Source organism: Pseudaquidulcibacter saccharophilus (assembly GCF_019455445.1).
GTDB lineage: Bacteria > Pseudomonadota > Alphaproteobacteria > Caulobacterales > Aquidulcibacteraceae > Pseudaquidulcibacter > Pseudaquidulcibacter saccharophilus.
On record NZ_JAHWUS010000001.1, the window covers coordinates 1,030,875 to 1,056,919 of the forward strand.

A 26,045-nucleotide genomic window follows, 5' to 3' on the forward strand; every position below is an offset into this window, starting at 1 on the left:
AAGTTTTTCAAGTGGGGATTTGATTTTGAAAATATCTAATCTGTTTTATTTGGTTCCACTCTTTTCGTCATTTGCATTTTTTGGCGCTGCCCACGCCCAAACTGCGCCGTCATTTGATTGTGCCAAGGCAAAATCATTTTCAGAGCGATTGGTGTGTGTTACACCCGAACTTGCCAAAAAAGATGCGTTGTTAAATGAATTTTATAAAACCGCATCAATAAGTGCATTTGGGACAGGGGTTTCAAATATCAAATCATCGCAAATTGATTGGATAAAGGGGCAAAAAACTTGCGAAAAGGCAAAAGAAGCCAAAGATTGCATTAATCGTGCCTATGACAGCCGGATTTATGATCTTGCGATTTATACATTGTTTGTTAACCCCGAAAAATCATTTCCGATTATTGATAAGGAATTGCCTGCTGCTGCACCATTTTATCATGCGGTTTATGAATATGTAACCATGCCGCAAACGCCATCGCGTGATAAACGAATTGCCAATTATTTCCGCCCTGCCTATTCCAAAATGGCAAGTACTAATGATTATGTGAAATCGGTTGCAGACGATGCGGGCGTTAAATCGCCAGAAGACGGTTTGAAAAGCGATAAAAACTTTGGTGTGCTTTATGCTCTTTCTGCTTATGGTCTTGAACAGCCAATAAGTATGCCATGTGCGGCAATGTTGAAAAAGCCAGGGATTTCCAATGCTACCGAAGCCTATTTCGGAAGCTCTATTGACGGGTTTTTGCCATCTTCTGATTGTTCGGTAGTTTTGCCGCAATTACCAAAATTCGTTGCCATAGAGGCCTTTGCATACAAAAAGGCGCCTGATTGTGGTGGCACAATAATTCACGGCATTGTCCATTCAAATATTCGTGAAAATAGCCTTATAAGAATGGGGCAATTAGATGAAATTTTGGGCGGCGAAAATCAAGGTTATAATGACGATGATTTTTCCAAACAAAATCCAAAAGCGTTTAATGATGCGCTTGATGAACTTGTGGCATATTACGCAAAATATTTGCCCGCAAAAAAATATTCACGCACCGATATTCGCAATGCCCTAAACATCCATCTTAATAAGGTCGCGGAAGGGTGTTAGTTTTTATTCGATAATATGCGGCACAAAAGATGCCATATTATCAGTAATAATTCCGCCTTCACGAATACCAATACCTGCGGGATATGCGTCAACTATCCAGCTACCAATAATTGGGAATTTACCGCCATATTCGGGTATATTAAAAAATTCTTGATAAATTGCATCGCCAAAATAATTACCGCTTGATTGGTGTAATATTTCCGAATGATTGAAGATTTTGATGTTTGCACCTTCGCGGGAATGAATTGGTTTTTTCACGAATTTTGCCACTAAAACAGGTTTGAAGTCGGCCGCAAGAATATATTCCGAATTTGGAAATAATTTATGCAAAATTGCCAATATAGCTTTATTACTCCAAAGCATTTTCCAAATTGGTTCAAGGTAATTAGTTTTGATAGAGGTTTGCAGAATCTTGGGGCCAAATTCTTCATGGACCATCCATTCCCAAGGATATAATTTAAATAAATTCCTAATTGGCTCATCTTTTTCATCGACAAAATAGCTTTTTTTATGCCAGCCAACATCTTCTATATTTAAAATTTCTGAACTTACTCCTGCCTCAATTGCGCAATCCATAAGGTAAGAAACATTTATAAGATCTTCACCGCTATCTTCGCTAAAATATGCGAAGTGAAGTTTTTCGCGCTTGATAATGTTTTTTATATCGGCGAATTTTTCAACTAATGCTTCATGTATTTCGTTGAATTGTCTTTTGTCGGGAAAGACATCTTCTTTCCAATACCATTGTATTATTGATGCCTCTAATAAAGAGGTGGGGGTGTCACAATTAAATTCAAGTAGTTTAAGGTTTTCGCCATCAAAGCCAAAATCAAAACGCCCGTAATTAAGGCATGGTGGTTCATTATTCCAGGTGTCAATTATTACATTTTTGCACCAATCAGGAATTCCAAATTGTCGGAATAAATCACGAGATATTATGTAATCACCAGCCTCAAGATACATTTCATAGATTTGTTTGGTGGCTTTTTTTATTTTATCAATTTCATATTGACTAAAGGAATAATATGCGCTTTCGTTCCAGTAATTATATTCATCGGTTGAATGCCAAACCAGACCATATTTTTCTACATATTGTTTCCAGTCATTTCGTGGACTTATACTAATACGCTGCATTATATTGCCTTTATCTAGGCTGGTTGAATTATGAATGTGCCGAAAAACTATGTCCGTGGCTGCCCCAACCACCACGGGAAACAATTGAACGCCCACTGATTGGGGTGGCTGAACCACCAACTATTTTTTCGCCAACTCTTGGGATGCTTGATGAATAATATGGTACATACACATGGTGACCGCCATTTACTGCGCCGCCGCCATAATTATTTTGTTGACGACAATTTTCGTCATTTACGCGCCAACCATTATTATCGGCACACAGTTCTACCTGTTGGTTCTTATGATTATCGCAAGATGCCAAAAACAATGCCGCGCCAGCAAGCACAGTTGTAAGTTTAGGTTTGGAAAAGTTGTTCATTTAATATAGTTCGCTCTAAGGCGTTAAATATATTTTGCTTTTCTTAAAATTGCAACGGGCAGAGCTATTTTTCACCACCCCTTAACCAGTGAGGAATTGGTGGTGGTGGCGCAGCTTTTGAAACCTCGGTTTGGAATTTATCGGTTTCACCGACAAGAACATATTTGATGTTTTGCGCAACGGCAGTGGTTAATCTATCGACCCAATTAAAGTCTTCTGACGAAAAATCACTTAGGACGTGCCCCAAAACCTTTTCTTTGCCCGGATGCCCAATGCCAAGGCGAACCCGTTTATAATCAGAACCCAATTGGGCGGTGATGGATTTTAACCCATTATGCCCCGCTGTGCCGCCGCCTTGCTTGAAACGGCACTTGCCGGGCGATAGCTCAAGTTCATCATAGAATACGATAATATTTTTTGGCGGGATTTTAAAAAATGTCGCAAACCCACCTACCGAACGACCGGACTCGTTCATATAGGTTTGCGGTTTTAAAAGGATGCATTTTTCGGGGCCATTTTTGGTTTCAATTGTGCCGTCGCGGTAAAGACCTTGAAGTTTTGATTTCTCTGTGCCGAAATTTAATTCGCGCGCAATTGCATCCGCCGCCATGAAACCGATATTATGGCGGTTTTTTTCATATTTATCACCCGGATTACCAAGACCAACAAGAAGAAACATATTTGAAACCAATAAATAAAAATTATTGCTGCTTATAATAAAAAAGGCTTGGCATTGCCAAGCCTTTTAAAACATATTTGTAAATCGCTATTATTCTTCAGTAGCAGTATCTTCTGCATCATCAGCAGCAGCTTGTGCCCCGCCGCGGCTTGCGATTGTTGCAACAGTGAAGTCACGATCGATAGTTGGTTTTGCACCTTCTGGAAGTTTAATAGCAGAAATGTGAATAACGTGACCCATTTCCATACCGGTAAGGTCAACTTCGATTGATTCAGGGATTTTGCCAGCAGGAACGTCAAGTTCAACAGTGTGACGAACAACGTTAAGAACGCCGCCTTTTTTCAAGCCTGGGCAAGTTTCTTGGTTCAAGAAGTGTACAGGAACCTCAACGTTAATGATTGAATTTTCATCAACGCGGTAAAGGTCGAAGTGAACTGGGAAATCAGTAACCGGATGCCATTGAACATCTTTAGGGATAACCAATTGTTTTTCACCCTTATGCTCAAGGGTAACAGTGTGGGCGATAAATTTACCTGAACGGATTGCTTTCAAAAGCTCATTGCCTTTTGCAGAAATTGCAACCGGATCAAGACCGCCGCCGTAAAGAATACCAGGGACACGACCTTCACGACGAACTGCACGCGCGCTACCTGTGCCAGTTTCACCACGAACGTCCACTTCAATAACAATGTTTGATGACATTGGGACACTCCAGAATAAAAATTAAAACAAGTCTTTATGAAAATTCAAAGGTCAAGACCCAGCATCGCAAACTCATAAAGACGAAACGAGGCGCACCCCATAACCGATGTTATATGGAATCGCAAGCGCTTATCGCCTATTTAGCGACAAATATCTGCGAAAACCGCCTATTTTAGCGATTAACTGCTGGCTAATGTCACGGCCTCATCAAAATCTTTGGCGAAATATACCATATCGGTGCGCTCTAATGAGGTTACGAGTGCCTTAATATCAGATGCGATACGCTCTTTTGTGCCACTGAAAATGATTTTACCGCCATATTTTTTTAAGGTTGAAAAGGTTTTTTCAAATGCCGAAAGTCCGCTGGCATCGGTAAAGGGTACATGCGCCATATCAATGATAAGCCATTTCACTTTTGAAGTTGTGATATTTTCAATCGCATCAATAAAGGTATTAACTGCGCCAAAGAATAATGGACCATTGATTTGGAACATCTCACAATTTGGGGGAAGGCGTTCCCGCATATCGGAATGATGGTCGGCATCAACGCTTTCAATTTCGAAATTCGCGCTCATTTTGTGCATTAGGAACATCGCGCCAAGAACCACGCCAACTTCTACCGCAACGGTTAAATCGGCGAATACAGTTAAGAAAAGGGTGATGAACAATATGGTTCTGTCTGAATTTCCTGATACTTTTACAAAGCGGATTAATTTGCCAATCTCCGCCATATTCCACGCCACAATCATCAAAATCGCACTTAAAACCGCAAGCGGGATATAGGATGTAAGGCGTCCAGCAAGCATTAATATAATCAAAAGCAAGGTTGCATGCATTACCCCCGCCATTGGCGTTCTTGCACCCGCGCGGATGTTGGTTGCGGTGCGGGCAATTGCCCCAGTTGCCGGAAGGCCACCGGTAATTGCCGACATGATATTGGCAAAGCCTTGCCCCATTAATTCGGCATTGGGGCGGTGGCGTGCGCCAGTCATACCATCGGAAACCACGGCTGATAAAAGGCTTTCAATCCCTGCAAGGAATGCGATTGTAAATGCCGATGGTATCATTTCTTTGATAAGTTTTATATCAAATTTTGGGATAACAATATCGGGAATGGTGGTGATAATCGTGCCGAATTTATCGCCAACGGTTTGGGTCGGTAGGTGTAATAAGCCAACAATTAGGGTGAAAACCACAACCGCAATCAAAAAGAATGGTAATTTTGGAAAGTTTTTACGCAAAAATATCATCAATGCCAATGATGCAATCGCGACCATCATTGTAAATGGGTTGGCGGTATGCCATGCCGAGGCATATATTTTTAGTTTTTCAACAATCTCTGTACTGTCATGCCCAAGCGTAAGCCCAAAAAACGCGGGGATTTGGGTTATGAAAATTGTTACCGCAATCCCTGTGGTGAAACCGATAACCACGGAATTGGGAATATATTTTAAAAACACCCCAAGTTTTAACCAACCCGAAAGCATTAACATTATCCCCGCCATCATAGTGGCAAGCAAAAGCCCATCCATCCCGTGGGTTTGAATAATATTGGCAACCACAAGGGCGAAGGCAGCAGTTGGCCCACCAATTTGAAAGCGCGATCCACCCAGTGCCGAAATCCAAAACCCTGCTACAAAGGCAGTTTTTAAACCAACCGCCGGCGAAACCCCCGATGCAATGGCAATCGCCATCGATAGCGGCAATGCAACAATCGCGACCGTAAGCCCCGCGATAATATCCTTTTTAAAGGTTTCAAAATCATAGCCACGACGGGCATAAGTATAAAATTTTGGAAGTAAATCCGTACGATTTGCAAACATATCAGTTATTTAAGCGATTTGGTGTTAATTATTATGAATGGCGAGAATTCGCATCTTTTTAAAAAGCTACAACTTTGCCGCCATTATAACAACCATTAAGCGACCAAAAATTCAAAAAAAACCTTAATAATTACAGAAATTAAATTTGAATTATAAAAAAGTTTTCTGTTGGCTTAAAATATGGATTTATGTAAATTTGCGAATTGCCCGTTATTATGAACAATCAACCAAAAAATTGTAGGAATAATTTTACTGCGGCTATTAAAAAAGCCCCCTTGCGGGGGCTTGGTTTTAATCGAAAAGTTTTGAAACACTTTCTTCATTGGCAATTCTTCGAATAGCCTCACCAATTAGTGGTGCGATATTAACATAGCGCACTTTTTGTGCACTTTCGACCGAATGGTGGGAAATAGATTCGGTTACGACCACTTCTTTGAATGCCGATGCCGCAATCCTGTCAAATGCCGCACCCGATAAAACCCCGTGTGCAACATATGCAGCAACCGATTTTGCACCCTTTGCCATAATCGCGGCGGCGGCGTTGCAAAGCGTACCGGCACTGTCCACGATGTCGTCAAATAGAACGCAGTCTTTACCAGTTACGTCACCGATAATATTCATAACTTCGGATTCACCGGGTTTTTCACGGCGTTTATCAACGATTGCCAAAAGCGCACCAAGGCGGTTTGCCAATGAACGGGCGCGAACCACACCGCCAACGTCAGGCGAAACAATCATTAGATTATCAAGTGAATATTTTTCACGAATATCTTGTTCCATAACCGGTGTAACGAAAAGGTTATCGGTTGGAATATCAAAGAAACCTTGGATTTGTCCGGCATGAAGTTCCATGGTTAAAACACGACTTGCGCCAGCGGCAGTAATCATATTGGCAACTAGTTTTGCAGAAATTGGTGTGCGGCCACCTGTCTTACGATCTTGTCGGGCATAGCCAAAATACGGCAATACCGCAGTAATGCGGCGCGCCGATGCACGACGAAGCGCGTCAATGCAAATAAGCAATTCCATCAAATGGTCGTTGGCAGGATATGATGTTGACTGAATCACAAAAACGTCCTCACCGCGGACGTTTTCATCAATAGTTACAAAAATTTCATTATCTGCAAAGCGCTTAATTGTTGTCTTACACAACGACATATCCAAATAAGACGCGATTTTTTGCGCCAATTCTGGATTGGAATTCCCCGATATAATTTTCACCCGACTACCCTCATTAGATTCTGATGAACCGATGGGCGCTCAATAAAACTTTGGGCGTGGCATTACAACCCGAAAAATAACAAAAATGTATCAAATTTGAAATTTTATGTATGAAATTTAATGATAAAATCACGTTTTTTGCATGATTTCGGGCGGCGTTTTTATTTTTTGAAAAGATTTTTTTTATAAAAAACCAAAATGAACCGTAATCAGACATTAAACCTGTATGAAGCTTTTGACCGCCTTCAAGCGGGTGGAAAGCTGCGCCATTATGAGGTGCATGAACTTAAGTCACGCCTTAAAAAACCTGCCTTGAGCGATGATATCGGTATGTTGGCGCAAGTGTTCACAATGGGCGTAAAGGCATATAGTGGAAATGTAAATTTGGTGCAGCGTTACCTTGATAAATCCATGGATCCATATGATTTGGCGGGCGTAATTCGTGGTATTTGCAATAATTGGCACCATGCGGCACGGCATAAAACATTTTTACTTTCGGTTTGTCACCATCGCAATTATTTCAGACTTTTTGAGGCGGCAAATGCGGCATTCGAAGTTTTTGAAAAAAACATAGAAAGAACCATTTTTGTTGATGCCTTCGAAAGCCTGTTTTGGCGCTGGCAAGAAGTTTTAAACGCCGATGAAGACCATCATTATGAACCCGGTTATACGCGCGGCCTTAACCGTGTGATGGAGGTTGCACTTTTGGGCGATAAAATACATGAACCATTTCACACGCGCGCTGGGCAATTTTTAAACGCCGAATGGGAAGAGCCACTTCAAGAAAAGATTATGGAATTAAAGGCACGCGCTGCGGATGCACGCCGCAAAATGGGCTTTTTTGCACGGTTCTTTCGGGAAAAGGAAATGGCGTGACTATAAAAAATCTGGTTCTGGTAAGCCTTTACTGTGCAAAAATTCGCGGTTAAAGATTTTTCCGGCGTAACGATTACCATAGTCACAAAGCATTGTGACAATGGTTTTGCCTTTGCCAAGTTCGCGTGCCAATTTCATTGCGCCAACAATATTTACACCGGTTGAACCACCCATAAGCAGCCCTTCATGCTTTACAAGGTCAAAAATTACCGGCAGCCATTCACTATCCGCAACCTGAAACGCATGGTCAATATCCACGTCTTCAAGGTTTTTGGTAATGCGCCCTTGGCCAATGCCTTCGGTGATGGATGAACCTTCGGATTTTAATTCGCCGTGTTTATAATAATTAAAAAGTGCCGCGCCCATGGGGTCGGCAAGACCAATTTGGATGTCTTTGTTTCTTGATTTTAAATATTGCGAAATTCCGCCCAATGTGCCGCCGGAACCGACCGCGCAAATAAAGCCGTCAATCTTGCCGTCTGTTTGTTGCCAAATCTCGGGTGCGGTGGTGTTAAAATGCGCCAGACGATTGGCGACATTATCAAATTGGTTCGCCCAAAATGCACCGGTTTCTTGTGCCACTTGCCCTGAATAACGGACATAATTGCCGGGGTTGGAATAGGGAAGGGCGTCAACCTCTATTAATTCGGCACCCATAAGGCGCAGGGCCTGTTTCTTTTCTTCTGATTGCGTGCGGGGGATAATGATTTTGGTTTTATAACCAAGCGCATTGGCAACCAGTGCAAGCCCAATTCCGGTATTGCCCGCCGTGCCTTCGACGATTGTACCTCCTTTTTCAAGCAAGCCCTTTTGTTCGGCATCGCGGATGATTGATAATGCCGCGCGATCTTTTACCGATTGCCCAGGGTTTAAAAATTCACACTTTGCCCAAATTTCACAACCCGTCGCCTCACTTGCGGCATTAAGACGGATAAGGGGAGTGTTGCCAATAAGATTTAATACATTTTCTGCCATATCGGCATTATACACCAATATTTTTGGGGATTAATATTTATATTTAGAAATAAATTCTATTGGATGGGGCGCGGGGAGAATGGGGTTTTTTGAGTTGATATATTATTTTGTGCTATAAATTTGATTTTATTGAAAACCAATATATACAAAATTTATGAAAGATTCTTTGAGCCATATTAAAGTAGTTGAACTATTCGCTGGTGTTGGCGGGTTTAGAATTGGCTTACAAAATGCGTCTGAAACATACAAGGTTGTTTGGAGCAATCAGTTCGAGCCTTCTACTAAATCTCAAATTGCGTCTGAAATTTATGAAGCAAGATTTGGGAAAGAAAACCATAGTAATGTGGATATTGGAAAAGTTCCCACATCTGAAATACCAAATCACGATATGCTGGTCGGTGGTTTTCCGTGCCAAGATTATTCTGTTGCCAGAACATTAAATCAGGCGGCTGGGCTAGTCGGGAAGAAAGGTGTTTTATGGTGGGAAATTGAAAGAATTATTCGAGAAAAACACAATAAGCCTAAATTTGTATTTCTTGAAAATGTTGATCGATTGATTAAATCTCCTGCCAAGCAAAGGGGGCGTGATTTTGCTATTATGCTTTCTTCGTTGGCCTCACACGGATACATAATTGAATGGCGCGTAATTAATGCCGCTGATTATGGATTTCCACAAAGACGTAGAAGGGTTTTTATATTAGCTTATAAAGAAAATACCAATATTGCTAATAAAATTCATGCGTCAGTACAAAGTGATTGGTTGGTGAAGGATGGAACTATTGCAAAAGCTTTTCCTGTAATGCCAATTAAGCCTCTGAGAGAGGTTTATATTAGTAGTAACTTAGAAGAATTAACTGAATCTTTTAATATAATTGGCGGAGATTCACCTTTCGAAAATACTGGTATTTTGATTGGTAATAAAGCTTATACTTTAAAAACTTCTTCAAGATATAATGGTAGAATAACAACCCTTAGTGATATCTTATTGGATGGAAACGTTCCTGAGAAATATTATATAAATGAACAAGATTTGCATATTTGGAAATATCTAAAGGGTGCAAAAAAAGAAAAACGCATAAACAAAGCTAGTGGATTTGAGTATAATTATGCAGAGGGCGGTATGGTTTTTCCTGACGCCCTAGATAAGCCATCAAGAACTATAATTACTGGCGAAGGTGGCAGTGCGCCCTCAAGATTTAAGCACATTATAGAAGATAAAACCGGAAGATTAAGAAGGCTTACACCTATTGAGTTGGAAAGATTAAATATGTTTCCAGATAATCATACTGCTGAAGCTAGTGATGTTCGAAGAGCGTTCTTGATGGGAAATGCATTAGTTACTGGGGTTATAGAAAAAATAGCTGCATCCATTTTAGAAGTTGAAAACGCGAAAGATAGAATGGTCGAAAATGCTATATGACGCTGCCGACAAAAGTTCGATTGAGAAATACGCAAAGCGATTATTGAATAAATCGTTATGTGACATGTTTCCTGAAGTTGCATCAATTAGTAAAAAAGGAAAAGGCGGCTTAGGGCAAAAAGTTGAAGAATTTTATTTTGGTTATAAACCAAATTCATATTCACAACCAGATTTTCCCCAAGCTGGGGTTGAGTTAAAAACTTGCCCTCTGAAAAAGACTTCAAAGGGTTTGAGAGCAAAAGAGAGAGTCGTTTTAAATATTATTGATTTTATGCAAGAACATAAGAGCACATTTGAAACCAGTAGCTTTTGGAAGAAAAATAAGCTTCTGCTTATGATGTTTTTCTTGTATTTAAACGATGTCCCTGATGTAGAGTTTATATTTAAGTATATATTTTTATGGCAATACCCAAATAAAGATCTTGAAATAATTAAGAATGATTGGGCGACAATAGTTTCTAAGATAAGAGATGGACGAGCACATGAACTTTCTGAGGGCGACACTCTATATTTAGGTGCTTGCACAAAGGGTAGTAAAGGTGGATTGAGTTCTAATTTTAGAGAACAGCCTTTTAATACTATAAAAGCGCCACAAAGAGCATATTCCTTAAAACCCAGTTATGTGAATTCTATAATTGAACAATATACCAATAGTGCAGATTATGAATCATTAGTTTCATCGGATGATTTAAAAATAAAATCATTCGAAGAATTAATTATTGATAAATTTAAGGTGTTTTATGGAAAATCTATCAATGAGATAGCCGAAAATTTAGGGGTTAGTATTGGAGTTAGTAAAGACAAAGTAGCAACATTGTGTAGAGCTGTATTAGGAGTTTCAAACAAAAGAAAAATTGAAGAATTTGAAAAAGCTGACATTCAAATGAAGACAATTCCTATAAACAGTTTAGGAACACCCATCGAAGAAATGTCTTTTAAACAGATATCATACAAAGAAATTTTGAATGAAGAATGGGAGAGTTCGTACTGGCATGACGCTCTAACTAAAAGATTCTTTTTTGTTGTTTTCGAAGAAATTAATGGAGTATCAATTTTAAGAAAAGCTATGTTTTGGACAATGCCTTATGAGGATTTGCAACTAGCGAAAAAATTTTGGGAAGATACTAGATTTAAAATTGCTAACGATGATTTTGATAATTTCATAAAGTCGTCTGATGGCTTGCCTTGCTTTGTAAGAACTAAAGGACGGAATTCAAATGATGTTATGGAAACTCCTTCTGGTCGTATGGAGAGAAAGCGCGGATATTGGATTTCAAGAAGCTATATAAAGAAAATAATTTCATAAATAATAACCTATGTTTTCTAATACCCACCCTCCCGCAAGGGGAGGGCAAAGTTTACACGATCTTATCCCCACCTCAACAAATGCCCCTATAATCATTCCCAAAAGGCCAATATTGAAAGTTTCGAAAATGATAGCATTTGATAGTTTTTGACGGCGGATTTTTTCTGGTAAAAATGCTATCATTTTATTATGCTTAGTTTTTGAAAATGATTTGTGCCTATTTACAATAAATCTATATGAACCTATCAAATCATCATGCATAATTTGAAAAATTCAAAACTCGTATTTCCTGCACTTGTTACTTTGGCTTTGGTTTTATTGGTGGTTCTTGATAAAATTGAAAGCGGCCTATTCGAAAGAATAATTTTTACGATTTTTGTGCTTGATGTATGGATTATTGGGCTTTGTTTGCACGAATTTGCGCACGCCTATTCGGCATATAAATTTGGTGACAATGATGTTGCGCAAAAGGGTTATTTGACACTAAACCCGCTTTTGTATGGCAATGCGGCGACATCGTTTATTTATCCAATTATCATTCTTTTAATCGGTGGTTTGCCTTTGCCGGGTGGTGCAGTTTATCTTGATCATTCCAAAATTAAAACCAAGTTTGAAATTGCCCTGACCTATATTTGCGGTCCATTGGCGAATTTGTTTTTTGGGATTGGGTTGGGGTTAATTTATCTTGTTATGGGGCGGGTTGAGCATGACGCAATAATTGATGATGCCCTTACGCTGTCGGCATTTTTGCAATTTTATACGTTTATTTTCAACCTTTTGCCACTGCCGGGGTTTGACGGCTTTGGGGCATTATCAATTTATTTTAACCCCGAATTTCGTGCAAAAATGTTAAAACTATCGGCGATTATGATGGTTGGTCTTTTGTTTGCGGTATTCTATTTCCCCGGTGTGTTCTTTATTTTGCAACGCCCTGCGGTTGATGGCATTCAAATGATGGGCATGAATATTGACGCCCTTATGAACGGGTTTGATAATTTTATAAGCGGCGCAAATTAAACGCCCTTTCCGAAAATCCGAAAAGGGCGTTAAAAATTTTGTTTGTTAGCTTAAGATATTAGTATTTAAGCGCAAAGTTCACACCAACCAAACGCGGTGCGCCGCGAATGAATGTAGGGATAGTCAAGCTATCACCAATATTACCGGCATCAAGAAGATATTCCTTGTCGGTTAGGTTGTTGGCAAATACTTCCACACTCCAGAGGGCGCTTTCGCTTTGATATTTTGCCGATAGATTAACCAGACCATAAGCGTCTTGATATTCATCAACTGCGCGGTCACGCAATAGTGGTGCAGTTGCCAATAAAGGTGGTTGCAAGTCACGGCGGTCATTATCATCCGAGAAGAAGGTTTTCGACTGCCAAGTATAGGTTGGGGTTATCATAATTCGCCCCATGCCATTCAATGGAATTGTCCACGTGCCACCAACAGAAACCGCATTATCTGGTGATAGGCGGAATTGGTTGCCATCATATGCACCACCGTCAAAACGCGCGTGGTTATAGGCATAGGTTGCAAACATTTCCAAATTGTCCATTGGGCGTAGTTCGGCCGCAATTTCTGCACCCGGTGCATTTGCCTTGCCTGCGTTAATGGTCACAAGTTGCCCATTTGAATAAGACTGGGTTTGGAAGTTTTCGTATTTATAATAATAAACCGAACCATTAAGTTTTAATTTGCCACCCATTGTGCGCAAATTGCCGCCAATCTCAAATGAATCAACGGTTTCTGCCGGAAGCTCTGATATATTTACGCTTGTACCAGGAAGGTTTCCAGCATTGATTGAAATAACCTCTGGGCGGCGACCACGGGCATAAGATGCCCAAACACTGGCATTTTTGTCAAACTCATAACGGGTTACAATACGCCCTGCAAAGCCGTCAAAATTATCCTTTTTCTGAACCAATGCAGTTGGTTGGGTTAATGCGCCATAATTTGCCAATTGCCCACCGGTTAAAAGCGCGGTCACAAGTGCCTGCCCTTGGTTTATATACGCCATACCGGTTGCGGTTTGTCCGGCATTAACCAATGCCGTTCCGTTGGAAATAAGGGTTGAAGCCACCAAAAGGTTGCCAAGGCGGCTTGGGCCATTCAGCAAGTCAGCTTGAAGACCAGACTTTTTATTATCCATTGTATAACGCAGACCACCGGTTACATCCCATTTATCGGTTACGTGCCAAGTTGCATCGGCAAAAAAATCATAAGATGATGATTGCGAATAATTGACGTATTGTTCGCGGTGCTCGGTTTTCATGCTATTATATAATGCGGTGGCATAAGGGGTTGAAAAACCTGCGGCTTGCAAGAAACCAATACCAATTGCCTGTGCTTCTGCGGCACTTGGTGTAGAGCGGGTTGGGGTGGTGATTAAATAACCAGACAATAATGCGGTTAGATAATGTTCATCCATTTGTGAGGCAAAGCGGGTGCTGTTATCTTCATTGATATAAGATACGCCGGCAAAACCTTCGATTGGGCCTTTGTCTTTAAAGGTTATACGCAATTCTTGTGAATATTGCTTGCCGTGTGCGTCTTCTGCACCTTGCATAAGGTTGATTGCACTGCCATCGGGGTCGAATGCTTCAAATGCTTCAAAATCACGATAGCCAGTGATTGAAGTAAGGGTGAAGTTTTCGTTCAATTTCTTTTCGGCAATGAAGGTAAAGGTGTTTACGGTGCGATCAAGACCGATTTCTTTGCCATTTTCAAAGTTTGCATAAGATCTGTTTAATGCCGCCGGTGAATAAGGGCTTATGGTACCGCCATCAGGGATAAAAGTTCCTGATTTAAATGCGGTTCCGCTGTTTTTATCGTGGTGATAATTGTAAATGAAATCCATTTTTAAAGTATCATCAGGGCGCACACTTAGGACACCGCGCATTGCGTTTACCTTCGCCCCCTGAAGCTTGTCGCCACCAAGGGTGTTGTCGGTCCAGCCATCGCGTTGGCGCATGGTTCCGGCAATACGAATTGCAACCTTATCCTCAATAATTGGCATATTTACCATGCCAAGGGCGCGGAAATAATTGTCTTCGCCGCCACCTAATTCAAGGCCGGCGTGAATTCCGGTAACATCGGCCTTATGTTGAATTACGTTGATGCCGCCAATCATTGCCGCACGACCGAATAGGGTGGCTTGTGGACCTTTTACAATTTCCACACGTTCAAGGTCATAAAGTTCGGTATATGCCCCGCGGTTACGTGATGCCGAAACGCCATCTTGGAAAATTGCAACGCGCGGTTCGTCAAATGCTGCACCGCTGTCGGTGGTAATGCCGCGAACCACAAAGCCCGAATTGTTTGCGCTTTGCTCTTGAACGCGAATACCTGGGGTGAATGCCGCAAGCTGGTCAAACTTGGTGATGCCAAGGCGGTTTAACTTCTCACTACCGAGGGCAAAAATAGATGTCGGAACTTTCTCAATTGCCTGCGAGCGTTTTTGCGCCGTAACAATAACGACCTCTTCTTTGGCTTGTGTAGTATCTTGTGCGAATGAGATTTGTGGAATAATTGCAAGGCCAATAATGGCAGTTGACGCAATCAAATGCGCCTTTAAATTAGACATATTTCTTCCCTCCAAGGATGCGGTTTTTTATTACGCCCCATTTTTAACAATTGTGTAACATAAGCCCTTTGAATTGCAACGTTTCTGTAAGATATTTAAGCAATAGCTAATGCAACCTATTGTCGCGCATAGGTAAAAAGCCCGAACATGACATTCGGGCTTTGGAGATTTGATATTTATATTGTGTCTGTGATTTAATTATAAATCAAATTTTTCTAATTTCTTATCCACCGCCACATTTTTCAATGTAACATATGCTGGCATACCGTTTTTATATGGTGGGTAATCTTCACCTTGGATAAGCCCGCTTAGATAATCGCGGCACGCCTGTGTTATGCCAAAGCCATCTTCCGTGATGAAATCTTTCGGCATGAATTTCTCAACATTGGCAACATCGGCAAGTTTTGCTTCACCAATTTCCCAAACATATGGCACAGATGATTTGCGCACGATGGTTGGCATGATTGAATTATGCCCCTCTACCGCAAATTCAACCGCTGCTTTACCTAATGCATATGCTTGTTCAACGTCGGTTTTGCTTGCCAAATGGCGTGCCGCACGTTGCAAATAATCGGCAACTGCCCAGTGGAATTTATAGCCGAATGCTTCTTTTACCATATTGGCGACCACAGGGGCGGCACCACCCAATTGCGCGTGACCAAAGGCATCTTTTGTGCCTTGCTCTGCCAAGAAGCGACCATCTGGGTAATGGCAACCTTCGGAAACCACAACCGAACAATAACCATATTGTTCAACCTTGGCTTTAACAATTGCCAAGAATTTTTCTTGGTTAAACTCAACTTCTGGGAAAAGGATAACCACAGGAATGTCATTATCCTCATCAGCAGCAAGACCACCGGCAGCGGCAATCCAACCTGCATGGCGACCCATAACCTCAAGCACAAATACTTTGGTTGAAGTAAGCGCCATCGAACGCACGTCATATGATGCTTCACGGGTTGAAACCGCAATATATTTTGCCACAGAGCCAAAGCCAGGGCAGCAGTCGGTAATTGGCAAATCATTATCAACGGTTTTAGGAACGTGAATTGCCTGAATTGGATAACCCATTGCCTCCGAAAGCTGGGAAACCTTATAGCATGTGTCGGCGCTGTCGCCGCCGCCATTATAAAAGAAATAGCCAATATTGTGTGCCTTGAATACTTCGATAAGGCGTTCATATTCGCGTTTATTTTTTTCCAAAGATTTTAATTTGAAACGGCAAGAGCCAAATGCACCAGATGGCGTATAACGAAGACCGGCAATTGCTTCATCGCTTTCTTGATACACATCAATCAAATCTTCGGTTAATGCGCCAATAATGCCGTTGCGCCCTGCATAAACTTTACCAATTTTATCTGGATGTTGTTTTGCGGTTTCGATAACCCCACAACCCGAAGCATTAATAACCGAAGTAACACCACCTGATTGCGCGTAAAAAGCATTTTTGACCATTGCCGAACCCTTCTATTAAATATGCCACCAATTAAATATTTAAGCCTTGTTAGCAAACTATTTTGACGCGTCAATAAATGTTTTGTCACACTTGGGCTTTCGTTGTGGCTTTTACTGTGATTGATTCCAATGTCTTATGGGAAAATTTTGCCTTTATCATTGCAATTTTGTTTCCAAGTCGCTAAATCGCACCTCGATAATAGGATTTTATGAAATGACTTGGTCTCCAAACTCATGGCGTGCAAAAAACGCCAAGCACATTCCGAACGATTACCCAAGCCTTGAGGCATTGCAACAGGTTGAGGCAACTTTGTCCAAAAAACCGCCGTTGGTGGTCGCTAGTGAAATTGAAAAGCTTAAAAAAGAACTTGCCAAAGTTGCACGTGGCGAAAGCTTTTTGTTGCAAGGTGGCGATTGCGCTGAATCATTCAGTGAATTTGAGGCAGATCGCGTAATCCGTTATTTCCGCGTGTTTTTGCAAATGGCGGTGGTTTTGACTTTTGCCGGTGGTAAACATGTGGTCAAGGTTGGTCGCGTCGCAGGGCAATTTGCCAAGCCGCGTTCTTCGCCAACTGAAACCATTGATGGCGTAACATTGCCATCTTATCGCGGTGACAATATCAACGGCCTTGAATTTAATGAAGAAAGCCGCCTTCCAGATCCGCAAAGATTATTACAGGCCTATAACCAATCTGCATCAACCATGAACCTTCTTCGTGCGTTGGCGACCGGTGGTTATGCCGATTTGGCGCATATCAATGACTGGAACCTTAACTTTATCAAAAGACAAGATAAGGTGCAGGAAGATTATTTGAAACTTTGTCACCATATTTCTGAAAGCCTTGATTTCATTAATTCAATGGGCAAAGCGAATATCGCGACCGACACGGTTTCATTCTTTACATCGCATGAGGCGTTATTGCTTGGCTATGAAGAAGCATTGACCCGTAAAGACAGCTTGTTTGGCTCTGGCGGCTATTACGCAACTTCGGCACACATGCTTTGGATTGGTGATAGAACCCGTGGTCTTGATGATGCGCATATTGAATACTGTCGTGGTGTTAAAAACCCAATTGGTATTAAATGCGGCCCGTCACTAACTGGTGATGAATTGCTTGCGCTTATTGACCGCGTGAACCCAACTAATGAAGAAGGCAAACTAGTATTAATTGCGCGTTTTGGCTCTGATAAAATTGCTAATCACCTTCCTGAAATGGTGCGCAAAGTTACTGCTGCTGGTAAAAATGTTATTTGGTCATCTGACCCGATGCATGGAAACACCATCACTTCATCCAATGGCTTTAAAACCCGTCCGTTTGACCGCGTCATGAGTGAAGTAGTTCAATTCATGAATATCGTTCATGCCGAAGGGGCATATCCTGGTGGTATTCACCTTGAAATGACTGGTGACGATGTTACCGAATGTATCGGTGGTGCAATCGAAGTAACCGAAGATTTATTGCCATCACGCTATAATACGCATTGCGATCCGCGTCTAAATGCAAGCCAATCTTTGGAACTTGCTTTTGAGATTGCCGGAAATTTACGCACCGAGCGTAAAGAACAAAGAATGGCTGCTGCTGGTCTGTAAATGAATTTAAAAGCCCTGTAAGACAGGGCTTTTATTTTATTTAAAATATAGAGGGTGTAATGGTTTTTTCAGAAGTTCAATCTGGCTCAAGACCAATGATATATGCAATCTTGGCCTTTATGGTTTTGCTTGCCATCATTGAATATATTGTGGTTCCAGTCGGCGCGAAAATGGCCGTTAGCCTGATTATGAGTATTATTCTTGGTTTGGTTGCGACCATGCTTTTTGGGTTTAATCTTGAAACCAAGATTGATGCAAAAAACATAAGCCTAAAGATTCCTGTTTTATTAAAAACTAAAATTGCGGTTGCCGACATCATAAGTGCCGAACAATTTTCATATAGCCCACTACGTGATTTTGGTGGCTGGGGCATCCGCTATGGCAAGGGTGGAATTATGTATAATGCCAATGGCAATCAATCGGTAAAGCTGGTTATGAAAGATGGTAAAATCATCTATATCGGAACCCAAAAACCCGAAGCCCTAATTAACGCATTGGGTAAATAGATAAAATAATATCTATTTTTATTGTGAAAATTTAGGATTGTATTTCTATGTTTGATACATGGAAAAAGAATTTCGTAATAAATTTGCACCACGATATAAAAGAGCGCGCAGATTAGGGCTTCTTGAGATTTTTGGCATAGCTGCTTTTGCATTTTTGGCTTTGTCACAATTACCAAATTTGTTGGGTTATAAAATATCTCTAACAAAAACTAATGAAATCCAACCACAGACTTTTGTTGCATCATCAAATATTGATGAAAGCGATGTTGACGCGCGTGATGCTGAAGCACGGGCAATAAACAAGAAAATTGCGGAATTAAAATCAAATCCAATTAGAAATGATGAACCAGTTGATGAACCGACAATGGGACATTTAGTTTCTCAAAATAGAAATAAAGCAGGATATTATCGCAATTGCGCCGCTGCTTATGCAGACCATGCTGCACCAATATATTCAAATGAGGCCGCATATCGCCTTGAAATGGATGGCGATGGCGATGGCATTGCCTGTGAAGCAATTTACTAAAAAAGCCCCAAAGGGGGCTTTTATTATATATGTAAATAAAAATCCGAAACCGCGTTTTTCGCTGCATTTTCTGAACGCTCACCTAATGATGCAGTATTTGACCGCGATGAGTTAGGAAAAGTGTGAAGCGGTTTTCCGTAAAACGAAGAGCAAATTTGCCCTTGGCAAATTTTTATTAGAAAGGCGATATAGTTTCCAAAATTTGCTGACCAACTGGTTGTTTATTATATTTAGACAATTGACCGCGGCCGCCATAAGAAATTCTTGCTTCTGCCATTTGGGTGTGAAGCACGGTGTTGGCAGATGAAATATCTTGCGGTCTTACGATGCCTGAAACCAATAATTCGCGAATTTCATTATTAACCCGCACTTCTTGGCGACCCGCAACCACAAGATTGCCATTTGGTAAAACCTGTGTGACCAATGCCGCAACGGTTAGTGACATTTTCTCCTGACGATTTACCACGCCAGAACCAGAAAACGCGCCAGCAGAAGATGTGCCAATCATATTTGCTGGGTCATAACCAGAAGGCAATATTTTCCCAGGTAGTTTTTCAAGACCAAAGAAGTTTGAAACCCCGCCAGATTTGGTTGAGCTTTCTTTACCGGTTGTGGTGTTATTCATTTGGGCATTGTCATTAATTGTGACATTGACGGTTAGAATATCACCTATTTTAGATGCACGTGGGTCGGCAAAGAATTGTTTTGCGCCCGCGCGCCATAATGAATTGGATGAAGTCCGGTTATCTGTTGCATCTGGCATTGGCATAACCACTTGACGACGACCAGCCGCCGCCATTTGCGGATCTTGAATCGGGGTTAATGCAGGGGGTTTTCCGGCGTTCTTAATTTCATCAACAGTTGATGCACAGCCAGTAGCAAGCAAAGAAAGTGAAGCAATCACAATTAATTTAAAAGCATTGTTCATATCGATTTCACCATTAATAATTCGCGCTTAGGCGTGGGTTTGCGGTTTGTGGGCCAGAATTTTGGATACCTGAATTTTGGATGACGCGGGCATAACCATTGCCCTCGACAATTGCGTCAACCACACCATTCGATGATGAGTTGGCAACCTTGATATTTGCACCTCTTGCACCATCTGAAAGTGCTTTTCCGGTGGCGGTAATGCGCATTGCGCCATATTCATAAACCAATACAATGCCTTGCCCTTTTTTAATCAACATGGTTTGGGTAAGGTCACTGTTGCGTAATGGCATATTGGGCGAAAGATTATGGCTTGCGGTTTTGCCAATTATATCTGTGGCATCAACCAAGGTTCCAGTTGCCATTGAATCATTTACGCGCGTCCAAACAATCATATCAGATGTGATAACTTCATTGCGCGGAACTTCACGGTTTAAAACCGCGATTTCTTTTGCATTATTTGGGCCGTTTTGATTGGCGGCATTACGGCTTAGGTTAACTTGTGCGTATTTTTTATCGCCATCAGGGCCAAGTGATGCATCACGCCCCCAAACGGTTACTTCACGCACCTTTTCGCTATTTGCCCATTCAATGCCAAGGCTTCTAAGTTTGAATTGCAATGAATCTGCTGAATACACTAATTTATGACGGTCAAGCGGGGCGCGTGCAATTATAATTCCTGCCTTGTCCCCTGCGTTATCAAATAAATCGCCAATGGTAACATCTTTACCTTCGGCAATTGCATTTGATTTTAGTGCCAGACCATCTGCAAACGCAAAGCCACCTAGCATGTTAATCAACATTGCTGCGGCGATTATATCAATGATTGATGGTAATCTAAACTTTGTCATTTGCTTACTCACTTAGCTATTAACGAAGAATGCTCGAGGTGTTTTGCATCATTTCATCGCTGGCAGTAATCACTTTTGAATTCATTTCATAAGCGCGTTGTGCAACAATAAGTGATGAAATTTCATAAACCGGATCAACGTTTGACGCTTCGACATAGTTTTGGTTTAAATTGCCAAAACCTTCAGAATTTGGATTGCCAACTGTTGCCGGACCAGATGCGGCAGTTTCTTTCATCAGGTTGTCACCAACTGATTCAAGACCGGCTGGATTGATAAAGGTGGCAATGGTAATTTGCCCCAATGTTTGTGCCGCCGTTTGCCCAGAAATAGTTGCGGTTACGGTGCCATCTTTGGAAATTGAAAAATCGGTCGCGTTTTCAGGGATTTGAATTTGCGGAATAACTGTATAGCCGTCACCGGTTACGATTGTTCCATCTGGCGAAGATGAAAAGTTTCCTGCGCGTGTGTATGCGGTGGTGCCATCTGGCATTTGTACCTGAAAATAACCACGACCATTAATCGCAAGGTCATACGGATTGTTGGTTTGGGTTAATGAACCCTGTTTAGCAACGCGGTAAACCGAACCTGCCTTTACACCATAACCAACCTGAACCCCGGTTGGGTCAACGTTGCCGGCATCAGATGTCGATGCACCTGGGCGTTCAAGATTTTCATAAATCAAATCCTGAAATTCTGCCCTTTGACGTTTAAAGCCAGTAGTTGACATGTTGGCGATGTTGTTTGAGATAACATCAACATTAAGTGCCTGCGCTGCCATACCGGTTGCTGCAATGTTCATTGAACGCATGTTTCACCTATACTTTCGATAATTTATCAATTGCTTTGGAGCGTAAATCCTCGGCCTGTTTTTGTAGTTTTGTTGCGCTTTCAAAGGCGCGGGAAATTTCCATAATATCGGTCAATTGCTGAACGGCGTTAACATTTGAACCTTCGACCATACCTTGAACCACTTCAAAGGTTTCCGCAGGAGCCGCGGTTTCACTGGTTGGTTTGAATAAATTGTCGCCGATTTTTTCTAATGTTCCGGGGCGGTTGAATTTAAAAACACCAATTTGCCCAACCGATGCGCCGTTTTGACGAATGTTTCCATCTTTACCAATTAATGGCTCACCTTGTTCAACATTAAGGGTGATTTCATTATTTGAATTATCAAGAACAGGTTTGCCATCATGGGTAACAAGGCGACCAGTTGTATCAAGTGTAAATTGTCCATCACGTGTGTATGCAGTGCCATCGGCGGTTCTGATGGCAAAAAAACCATCGCCAGTTAAGGCAACATCAAGCGCGTTTCCAGATTGTGTAAGGGTTCCAGGGCGAAAATCGCGGGCGATTGAATAATCGCGAACAAATGAAACTGTTGTTGGGTTTTCGGCGATTCTTGCAGGGCGTTTTGTAATCGGTTCAAACAAAGCTTCTTCGGCCTTGAAGCCAGCAGTGGACACGTTTGCCATGTTGTTTGCGGCAATTTCCATTTTGCGCATCAAGGCATTTTGTGCCGAAAGTGTGATTAAAATCGCATTATCCATATTACGCCATATTCTTGTCGTTACACATTTTGTGTTGGAAATAGTTCTGCAATTGGTGTGCCAATAAAAAACACAATAAAAACAATATTCTGAATGGTTAACTAAATCTTAAAGGGTAAAAATTTACCTATTAATGCAGTTAAAAAGAAAAATTTATGAAAATGTCGGCAATTTTTGCCGACTTAAATACTTTTCATTAACTCACAGGCGTTAACCTTAAAACTTAACGATTCGTTTTTTGATAAAAATTTGATTCTCGGGAACACAAATGGCAGACAAAAAAGAAGAAGCCCCAGAAGTGGAAGGTGAAGAAGGCGCAAAACCCGCAAAGAAAAAACTTTCGGGCAAAGCATTAATTTTATTCATTGTCCTGCCGGCAATTTTGCTATTGGGCGGCGGCGGTGCTGCTGCTTACTTCCTTGTTTTTAATAAGAAACCTGCTGCTGAAGCGTCAAAAGATGCGCATGGAAAAGAAGCCAAAGACGGCAAAGAGGGGCACGGCAAAGAAGACAAGAAAAAGGGTGAAAAGAAAGAAGAGAAAAAAGGCGGCCATGGCGGTGGCGGTGAAGGTGGCGGCGGTGCTGAAGCTGCTGATGGCATCAAAACCTCCGAAGGGCCAAATGGCGAAACTTTCTTAACACTTCCGGATATGGTCGTTAATATTTCGACAAATGACAATCGTGCTGTTTTCTTAAAATTGCGCCTGACCTTACAGGTTAAGGATGCCGAGGTTGCGGACGCAATCAAACCTGCGGTTCCACGCATCAAAGATCAATATACAGGGTTTCTGCGTGAATTGCGGGTAGAGGATATTCAAGGTTCTGCTGGATACACGCGCTTACAATTGGAATTATTAAAGCGAACTAATTTGGCGGTTGCACCGGCACATGTCGATGCGGTTTTAATTGAAGAGATTTTGGTGAACTAATGGCTGATCAAGACGATATGGCAGCCGCATGGGAAGCGGAAATGGCAGCTGCCGAAGGCAGCAATGATGCCTTTGTCGCCGAATGGGAGGCCATGGTCGGTGACGAAAGTGGCAAGTCCATTTCATCGACTTCTATCGGCATTGAAAGAGTATTAAACCAAGATGAAATCGATAGCCTTTTGGGCTTTGATTTAGGCGATGATAGTAGCGCTGGTAACAGTGGCATCCATGGCATTATTAACTCGGCACTCGTTTCATATGAACGTTTGCCAATGTTGGAAATTGTATTCGACCGTCTCGTAAGGTTGATGACAACCTCATTGCGTAATTTCACATCAGATAACGTTGAAGTATCGCTAGACCATATTTCATCAATTCGTTTTGGTGACTATTTGAATTCAATTCCATTGCCGGCGATTTTGGCGGTATTTCGTGCCAAAGAGCTTGATAACTATGGCTTGATGACGGTTGATTCCAACCTTATTTATTCGATTGTGGACGTGCTTTTAGGTGGGCGTCGCGGTACAACTGCGATGCGTATCGAGGGGCGCCCATATACCACCATTGAACGCATGCTTGTGACCAAGATGATTGACGTCATCTTGGAGGATATGCGTGCTGCATTCCGCCCAATCCGCGATGTTGATTTTGCCCTTGACCGTATTGAAACCAACCCGCGCTTTGCGGCAATTGCCCGCCCTGCGAACGCGGCAATTATGGTGAAAATGCGTATCGACATGGAAGATCGCGGCGGACGTGTAGAATTATTGTTGCCTTATGCAACACTTGAACCAATTCGTAACATGCTTATCCAGCAATTCATGGGTGAAAAATTCGGCCGTGACAACATTTGGGAAGGCCACTTGGCGAACGAATTATGGTCAACCAATATGGATGTTGAGGCGGTAATTGACGAATTACCAGTCCCATTAGGCAGAATGCTTAACTTAAAAGTTGGCGAGACAATCTTTCTTAACAAAACCCAAGACAGCCCGGTCGAGCTTCGGTGCGGTGAAATCCCACTTACTAAAGGGCGTATGGGACGGATGAATTCATCCATCGCAATTCGCGTTGACCGTGCTTTAACCAAATCCACCAAAGCGGAGATTTTTAAACGATGACATATGCACTAATCGCACAATTTGCAGGGCCAGCGGCACAATTGTTATTGGTGCTGGCATTGATGTGGGTCGGCATTTTATTCATGCGCGTAGATAGCAAGCTAAGCAAAATGAAAAACGGCACTGATGGCGTTCGAAGCACTATTATCGAACTAAATAAGGCTGTTGAAAATGCCCGAGAAGCCTTGGTAGAATTAAAAACCGACACTTCTACGCAAATCGAAGATATTAATGAAAAAATTGCAGAAGCCCAAAAAATGGTTGAAGGCTTTAAATTTCTGCAAAGTGTTCAGAAGAATCTGCGTCCTACAGAGGTTAATAATGGGGCAAATACGTTCAATCCACGTGGTGCAGAGCCAAAAGGACTGCCACCGATAGAATTTGCAGAAGAAATTCAACCTTCTGTTAATCGTCGGGAATTAAAATCACGATTTGAAGATGATGAATATCTTTATGAACGTGACCGTCCGCAATATGCCCGCCGCAGAAGTGCCGAAAGCCCACGTTCCGAATATGATTCTTATTCATCAGAAAATTCGCGCCGCACTAATTGGGGCGGATTGAGGTAGAAATGAAATTAAAACCCCTAAGCGTATTGGCAATAGTTTTAATGAGCGTTGGTGCAGTAGAAGGCGGTCGCTTTTTGCTAAAGGCGAATAATGCCTTCGCATCAGCCGAAAAAAAAGAAGAAAAAGGTGGTGAAGCAAAGGGGGGTGATCCATCAAAGGCTTATGTCGATGCCAACCCAAATGCCAATCAAATGGCATCTTGTGTTCCTGCTGATTTGGCAAAAGAAAGCGGTATTTCGGCGTCTGAGTTTAAATTATTGCAAGCCCTTCAAGACCGTCGTCAACAACTTGATAAGCGTGAAGCGGATATTATTACCCGTGAAGGCGTGGTTAAAACCGCCGATGCAATCGTTATGCAGCGCATCGAAACCCTTAAAGGTGTCGAAGCTAATATTCAAAAACTGCTTGGTCAAGTCGATGAAATGGAGCAAAAACGTATTGCCAACCTTGTTGCCGTTTATGAAAAAATGAAGCCAAAAGATGCCGCAAAGGTTTGGGAAGGTATGCCAGATGATGTTCTGTTACCAATTGCGTCACGCATGAAAAACCAATCATTGTCATTAATTCTTGCCAAAGTTTCACCAGAACGTGCGCGGGGAATTACCGCAAAACTTGCACAGATTGATAACGGCAATCTTGATCAAAAAATGGCTGACGCAAAACCAATGCAAATGGCGCAAAATACGCCGCCTGCTGCGGCACCAAAAGCAGCCGCACCACAAGCCGCAAATAAAGGTCCGGCGCAATTGGCAGGTGGCCCAACAAAATAGGATTTAAGGAATAAAGTGTTTTTTAGACGGGTAACGGTTTCACTTCTAAGTTTATCTATCGCCATAAATCCGGTG

General features: G+C 41.8%; 26 protein-coding genes. 12 read left to right on the forward strand and 14 right to left on the reverse strand.

The genetic code is table 11. The features are described 5' to 3' along the window. The first annotated feature begins 25 nt into the window (after positions 1–25). Positions 26–1,099 carry a lysozyme inhibitor LprI family protein gene (locus KXV15_RS04900; protein WP_240007034.1) on the forward strand — a complete coding sequence of 358 codons (1,074 nt, stop codon included), beginning with the start codon at positions 26–28 and terminating at the stop codon, positions 1,097–1,099. Between the two features lie 3 nt (positions 1,100–1,102). Here the strand turns inward: KXV15_RS04900 and KXV15_RS04905 are convergent, their stop codons facing one another. The 6 genes from KXV15_RS04905 to KXV15_RS04930 form a co-directional block, all read right to left on the reverse strand. After that, positions 1,103–2,233 carry a glutathionylspermidine synthase family protein gene (locus tag KXV15_RS04905; protein WP_240007035.1) on the reverse strand — a complete coding sequence of 377 codons (1,131 nt, stop codon included), beginning with the start codon at positions 2,231–2,233 and terminating at the stop codon, positions 1,103–1,105. 28 nt (positions 2,234–2,261) lie between these two features. Continuing rightward, on the reverse strand, positions 2,262–2,594 hold the full coding sequence (locus tag KXV15_RS04910; protein ID WP_240007036.1) for a hypothetical protein: 333 nt from the start codon (positions 2,592–2,594) through the stop codon (positions 2,262–2,264). Between the two features lie 64 nt (positions 2,595–2,658). After that, entirely contained in the window at positions 2,659–3,273 is a 615-nt protein-coding gene (gene pth, locus KXV15_RS04915) for an aminoacyl-tRNA hydrolase (protein WP_240007037.1), read from the reverse strand. A gap of 90 nt (positions 3,274–3,363) precedes the next feature. Continuing rightward, positions 3,364–3,975, reverse strand: coding sequence for a 50S ribosomal protein L25/general stress protein Ctc (locus KXV15_RS04920; RefSeq protein ID WP_240007038.1), 612 nt, complete (start codon positions 3,973–3,975; stop codon positions 3,364–3,366). A gap of 179 nt (positions 3,976–4,154) precedes the next feature. Continuing rightward, positions 4,155–5,798: a SulP family inorganic anion transporter gene (locus KXV15_RS04925; RefSeq protein WP_240007039.1), complete on the reverse strand. Its 1,644-nt coding sequence runs from the start codon at positions 5,796–5,798 to the stop codon at positions 4,155–4,157. Positions 5,799–6,089: 291 nt separating this feature from the next. Next, positions 6,090–7,019, reverse strand: coding sequence for a ribose-phosphate pyrophosphokinase (locus tag KXV15_RS04930; RefSeq protein WP_240007040.1), 930 nt, complete (start codon positions 7,017–7,019; stop codon positions 6,090–6,092). Between the two features lie 198 nt (positions 7,020–7,217). On the opposite strand from KXV15_RS04930, the gene KXV15_RS04935 reads away from it, so the two are divergent. After that, positions 7,218–7,895: a hypothetical protein gene (locus tag KXV15_RS04935; protein ID WP_240007041.1), complete on the forward strand. Its 678-nt coding sequence runs from the start codon at positions 7,218–7,220 to the stop codon at positions 7,893–7,895. Here the strand turns inward: KXV15_RS04935 and KXV15_RS04940 are convergent, their stop codons facing one another. Further along, positions 7,896–8,870: a cysteine synthase A gene (locus KXV15_RS04940; protein WP_240007042.1), complete on the reverse strand. Its 975-nt coding sequence runs from the start codon at positions 8,868–8,870 to the stop codon at positions 7,896–7,898. Between the two features lie 154 nt (positions 8,871–9,024). Here KXV15_RS04940 and dcm point away from each other — a divergent pair, with 154 nt between their 5' ends. Then, positions 9,025–10,290 (forward strand): DNA (cytosine-5-)-methyltransferase, encoded by a 1,266-nt coding sequence (gene dcm, locus KXV15_RS04945; RefSeq protein ID WP_240007043.1) that lies wholly within the window; start codon positions 9,025–9,027, stop codon positions 10,288–10,290. Continuing rightward, positions 10,280–11,596 carry a Sau3AI family type II restriction endonuclease gene (locus KXV15_RS04950; protein ID WP_275671546.1) on the forward strand — a complete coding sequence of 439 codons (1,317 nt, stop codon included), beginning with the start codon at positions 10,280–10,282 and terminating at the stop codon, positions 11,594–11,596. The genes dcm and KXV15_RS04950 overlap by 11 nt, the downstream gene beginning before the upstream one ends. Here KXV15_RS04950 and KXV15_RS04955 read toward each other — a convergent pair. Next, positions 11,591–11,857 carry a hypothetical protein gene (locus KXV15_RS04955; RefSeq protein ID WP_240007045.1) on the reverse strand — a complete coding sequence of 89 codons (267 nt, stop codon included), beginning with the start codon at positions 11,855–11,857 and terminating at the stop codon, positions 11,591–11,593. The two genes, KXV15_RS04950 and KXV15_RS04955, sit on opposite strands and share 6 nt — an antisense overlap. Between KXV15_RS04955 and KXV15_RS04960 the strand changes: the two genes are divergently transcribed. Then, positions 11,852–12,613 carry a site-2 protease family protein gene (locus tag KXV15_RS04960; RefSeq protein WP_240007046.1) on the forward strand — a complete coding sequence of 254 codons (762 nt, stop codon included), beginning with the start codon at positions 11,852–11,854 and terminating at the stop codon, positions 12,611–12,613. The genes KXV15_RS04955 and KXV15_RS04960 overlap by 6 nt on opposite strands. Before the next feature lie 58 nt (positions 12,614–12,671). Here the strand turns inward: KXV15_RS04960 and KXV15_RS04965 are convergent, their stop codons facing one another. Both KXV15_RS04965 and KXV15_RS04970 read right to left on the reverse strand, forming a co-directional pair. Next, a complete protein-coding gene (locus KXV15_RS04965) occupies positions 12,672–15,179 on the reverse strand; it encodes a TonB-dependent receptor (RefSeq protein ID WP_240007047.1) in 2,508 nt (835 codons plus the stop codon). A gap of 198 nt (positions 15,180–15,377) precedes the next feature. Next, positions 15,378–16,634 carry a 6-phosphofructokinase gene (locus tag KXV15_RS04970; RefSeq protein ID WP_240007048.1) on the reverse strand — a complete coding sequence of 419 codons (1,257 nt, stop codon included), beginning with the start codon at positions 16,632–16,634 and terminating at the stop codon, positions 15,378–15,380. A gap of 214 nt (positions 16,635–16,848) precedes the next feature. Here KXV15_RS04970 and KXV15_RS04975 point away from each other — a divergent pair, with 214 nt between their 5' ends. Genes KXV15_RS04975 through KXV15_RS04985 form a run of 3 tightly spaced genes read left to right on the forward strand, consistent with a single transcriptional unit; the run spans position 16,849 to position 19,257 of the window. Continuing rightward, positions 16,849–18,225 carry a class II 3-deoxy-7-phosphoheptulonate synthase gene (locus KXV15_RS04975; RefSeq protein WP_240007049.1) on the forward strand — a complete coding sequence of 459 codons (1,377 nt, stop codon included), beginning with the start codon at positions 16,849–16,851 and terminating at the stop codon, positions 18,223–18,225. A 59-nt stretch (positions 18,226–18,284) separates the two neighbouring features. Then, positions 18,285–18,731, forward strand: coding sequence for a hypothetical protein (locus KXV15_RS04980; protein WP_240007050.1), 447 nt, complete (start codon positions 18,285–18,287; stop codon positions 18,729–18,731). 58 nt (positions 18,732–18,789) lie between these two features. Further along, positions 18,790–19,257, forward strand: a complete 468-nt coding sequence (locus KXV15_RS04985) for an excalibur calcium-binding domain-containing protein (RefSeq protein WP_240007051.1) — start codon at positions 18,790–18,792, stop codon at positions 19,255–19,257. A gap of 175 nt (positions 19,258–19,432) precedes the next feature. On the opposite strand, the gene flgH is transcribed toward KXV15_RS04985, so the two are convergent. From flgH to flgF, 4 genes are read right to left on the reverse strand one after another with little or no spacing between them, the layout of a single operon-like run. Beyond that, on the reverse strand, positions 19,433–20,185 hold the full coding sequence (flgH, locus tag KXV15_RS04990; protein ID WP_240007052.1) for a flagellar basal body L-ring protein FlgH: 753 nt from the start codon (positions 20,183–20,185) through the stop codon (positions 19,433–19,435). Positions 20,186–20,198: 13 nt separating this feature from the next. Continuing rightward, complete coding sequence (gene flgA / locus KXV15_RS04995; protein ID WP_240007053.1) at positions 20,199–21,035, reverse strand: flagellar basal body P-ring formation chaperone FlgA; 837 nt, start codon at positions 21,033–21,035, stop codon at positions 20,199–20,201. A 19-nt stretch (positions 21,036–21,054) separates the two neighbouring features. Next, entirely contained in the window at positions 21,055–21,843 is a 789-nt protein-coding gene (flgG, locus tag KXV15_RS05000) for a flagellar basal-body rod protein FlgG (RefSeq protein ID WP_240007054.1), read from the reverse strand. A 7-nt stretch (positions 21,844–21,850) separates the two neighbouring features. Further along, positions 21,851–22,582, reverse strand: coding sequence for a flagellar basal-body rod protein FlgF (flgF, locus tag KXV15_RS05005; RefSeq protein ID WP_240007055.1), 732 nt, complete (start codon positions 22,580–22,582; stop codon positions 21,851–21,853). A gap of 268 nt (positions 22,583–22,850) precedes the next feature. Here flgF and KXV15_RS05010 point away from each other — a divergent pair, with 268 nt between their 5' ends. The 4 genes from KXV15_RS05010 (at position 22,851) to KXV15_RS05025 (ending at position 25,970) form a co-directional block, all read left to right on the forward strand. After that, on the forward strand, positions 22,851–23,510 hold the full coding sequence (locus KXV15_RS05010) for a flagellar basal body-associated FliL family protein (protein ID WP_240007056.1): 660 nt from the start codon (positions 22,851–22,853) through the stop codon (positions 23,508–23,510). A 92-nt stretch (positions 23,511–23,602) separates the two neighbouring features. Beyond that, a complete protein-coding gene (gene fliM / locus KXV15_RS05015; RefSeq protein ID WP_420830570.1) occupies positions 23,603–24,631 on the forward strand; it encodes a flagellar motor switch protein FliM in 1,029 nt (342 codons plus the stop codon). Further along, positions 24,628–25,200, forward strand: coding sequence for a DUF6468 domain-containing protein (locus KXV15_RS05020; RefSeq protein ID WP_240007058.1), 573 nt, complete (start codon positions 24,628–24,630; stop codon positions 25,198–25,200). The genes fliM and KXV15_RS05020 overlap by 4 nt, the downstream gene beginning before the upstream one ends. A 2-nt stretch (positions 25,201–25,202) precedes the next feature. After that, a complete protein-coding gene (locus tag KXV15_RS05025; RefSeq protein WP_240007059.1) occupies positions 25,203–25,970 on the forward strand; it encodes a MotE family protein in 768 nt (255 codons plus the stop codon). The last annotated feature ends 75 nt before the right edge of the window (positions 25,971–26,045 follow it).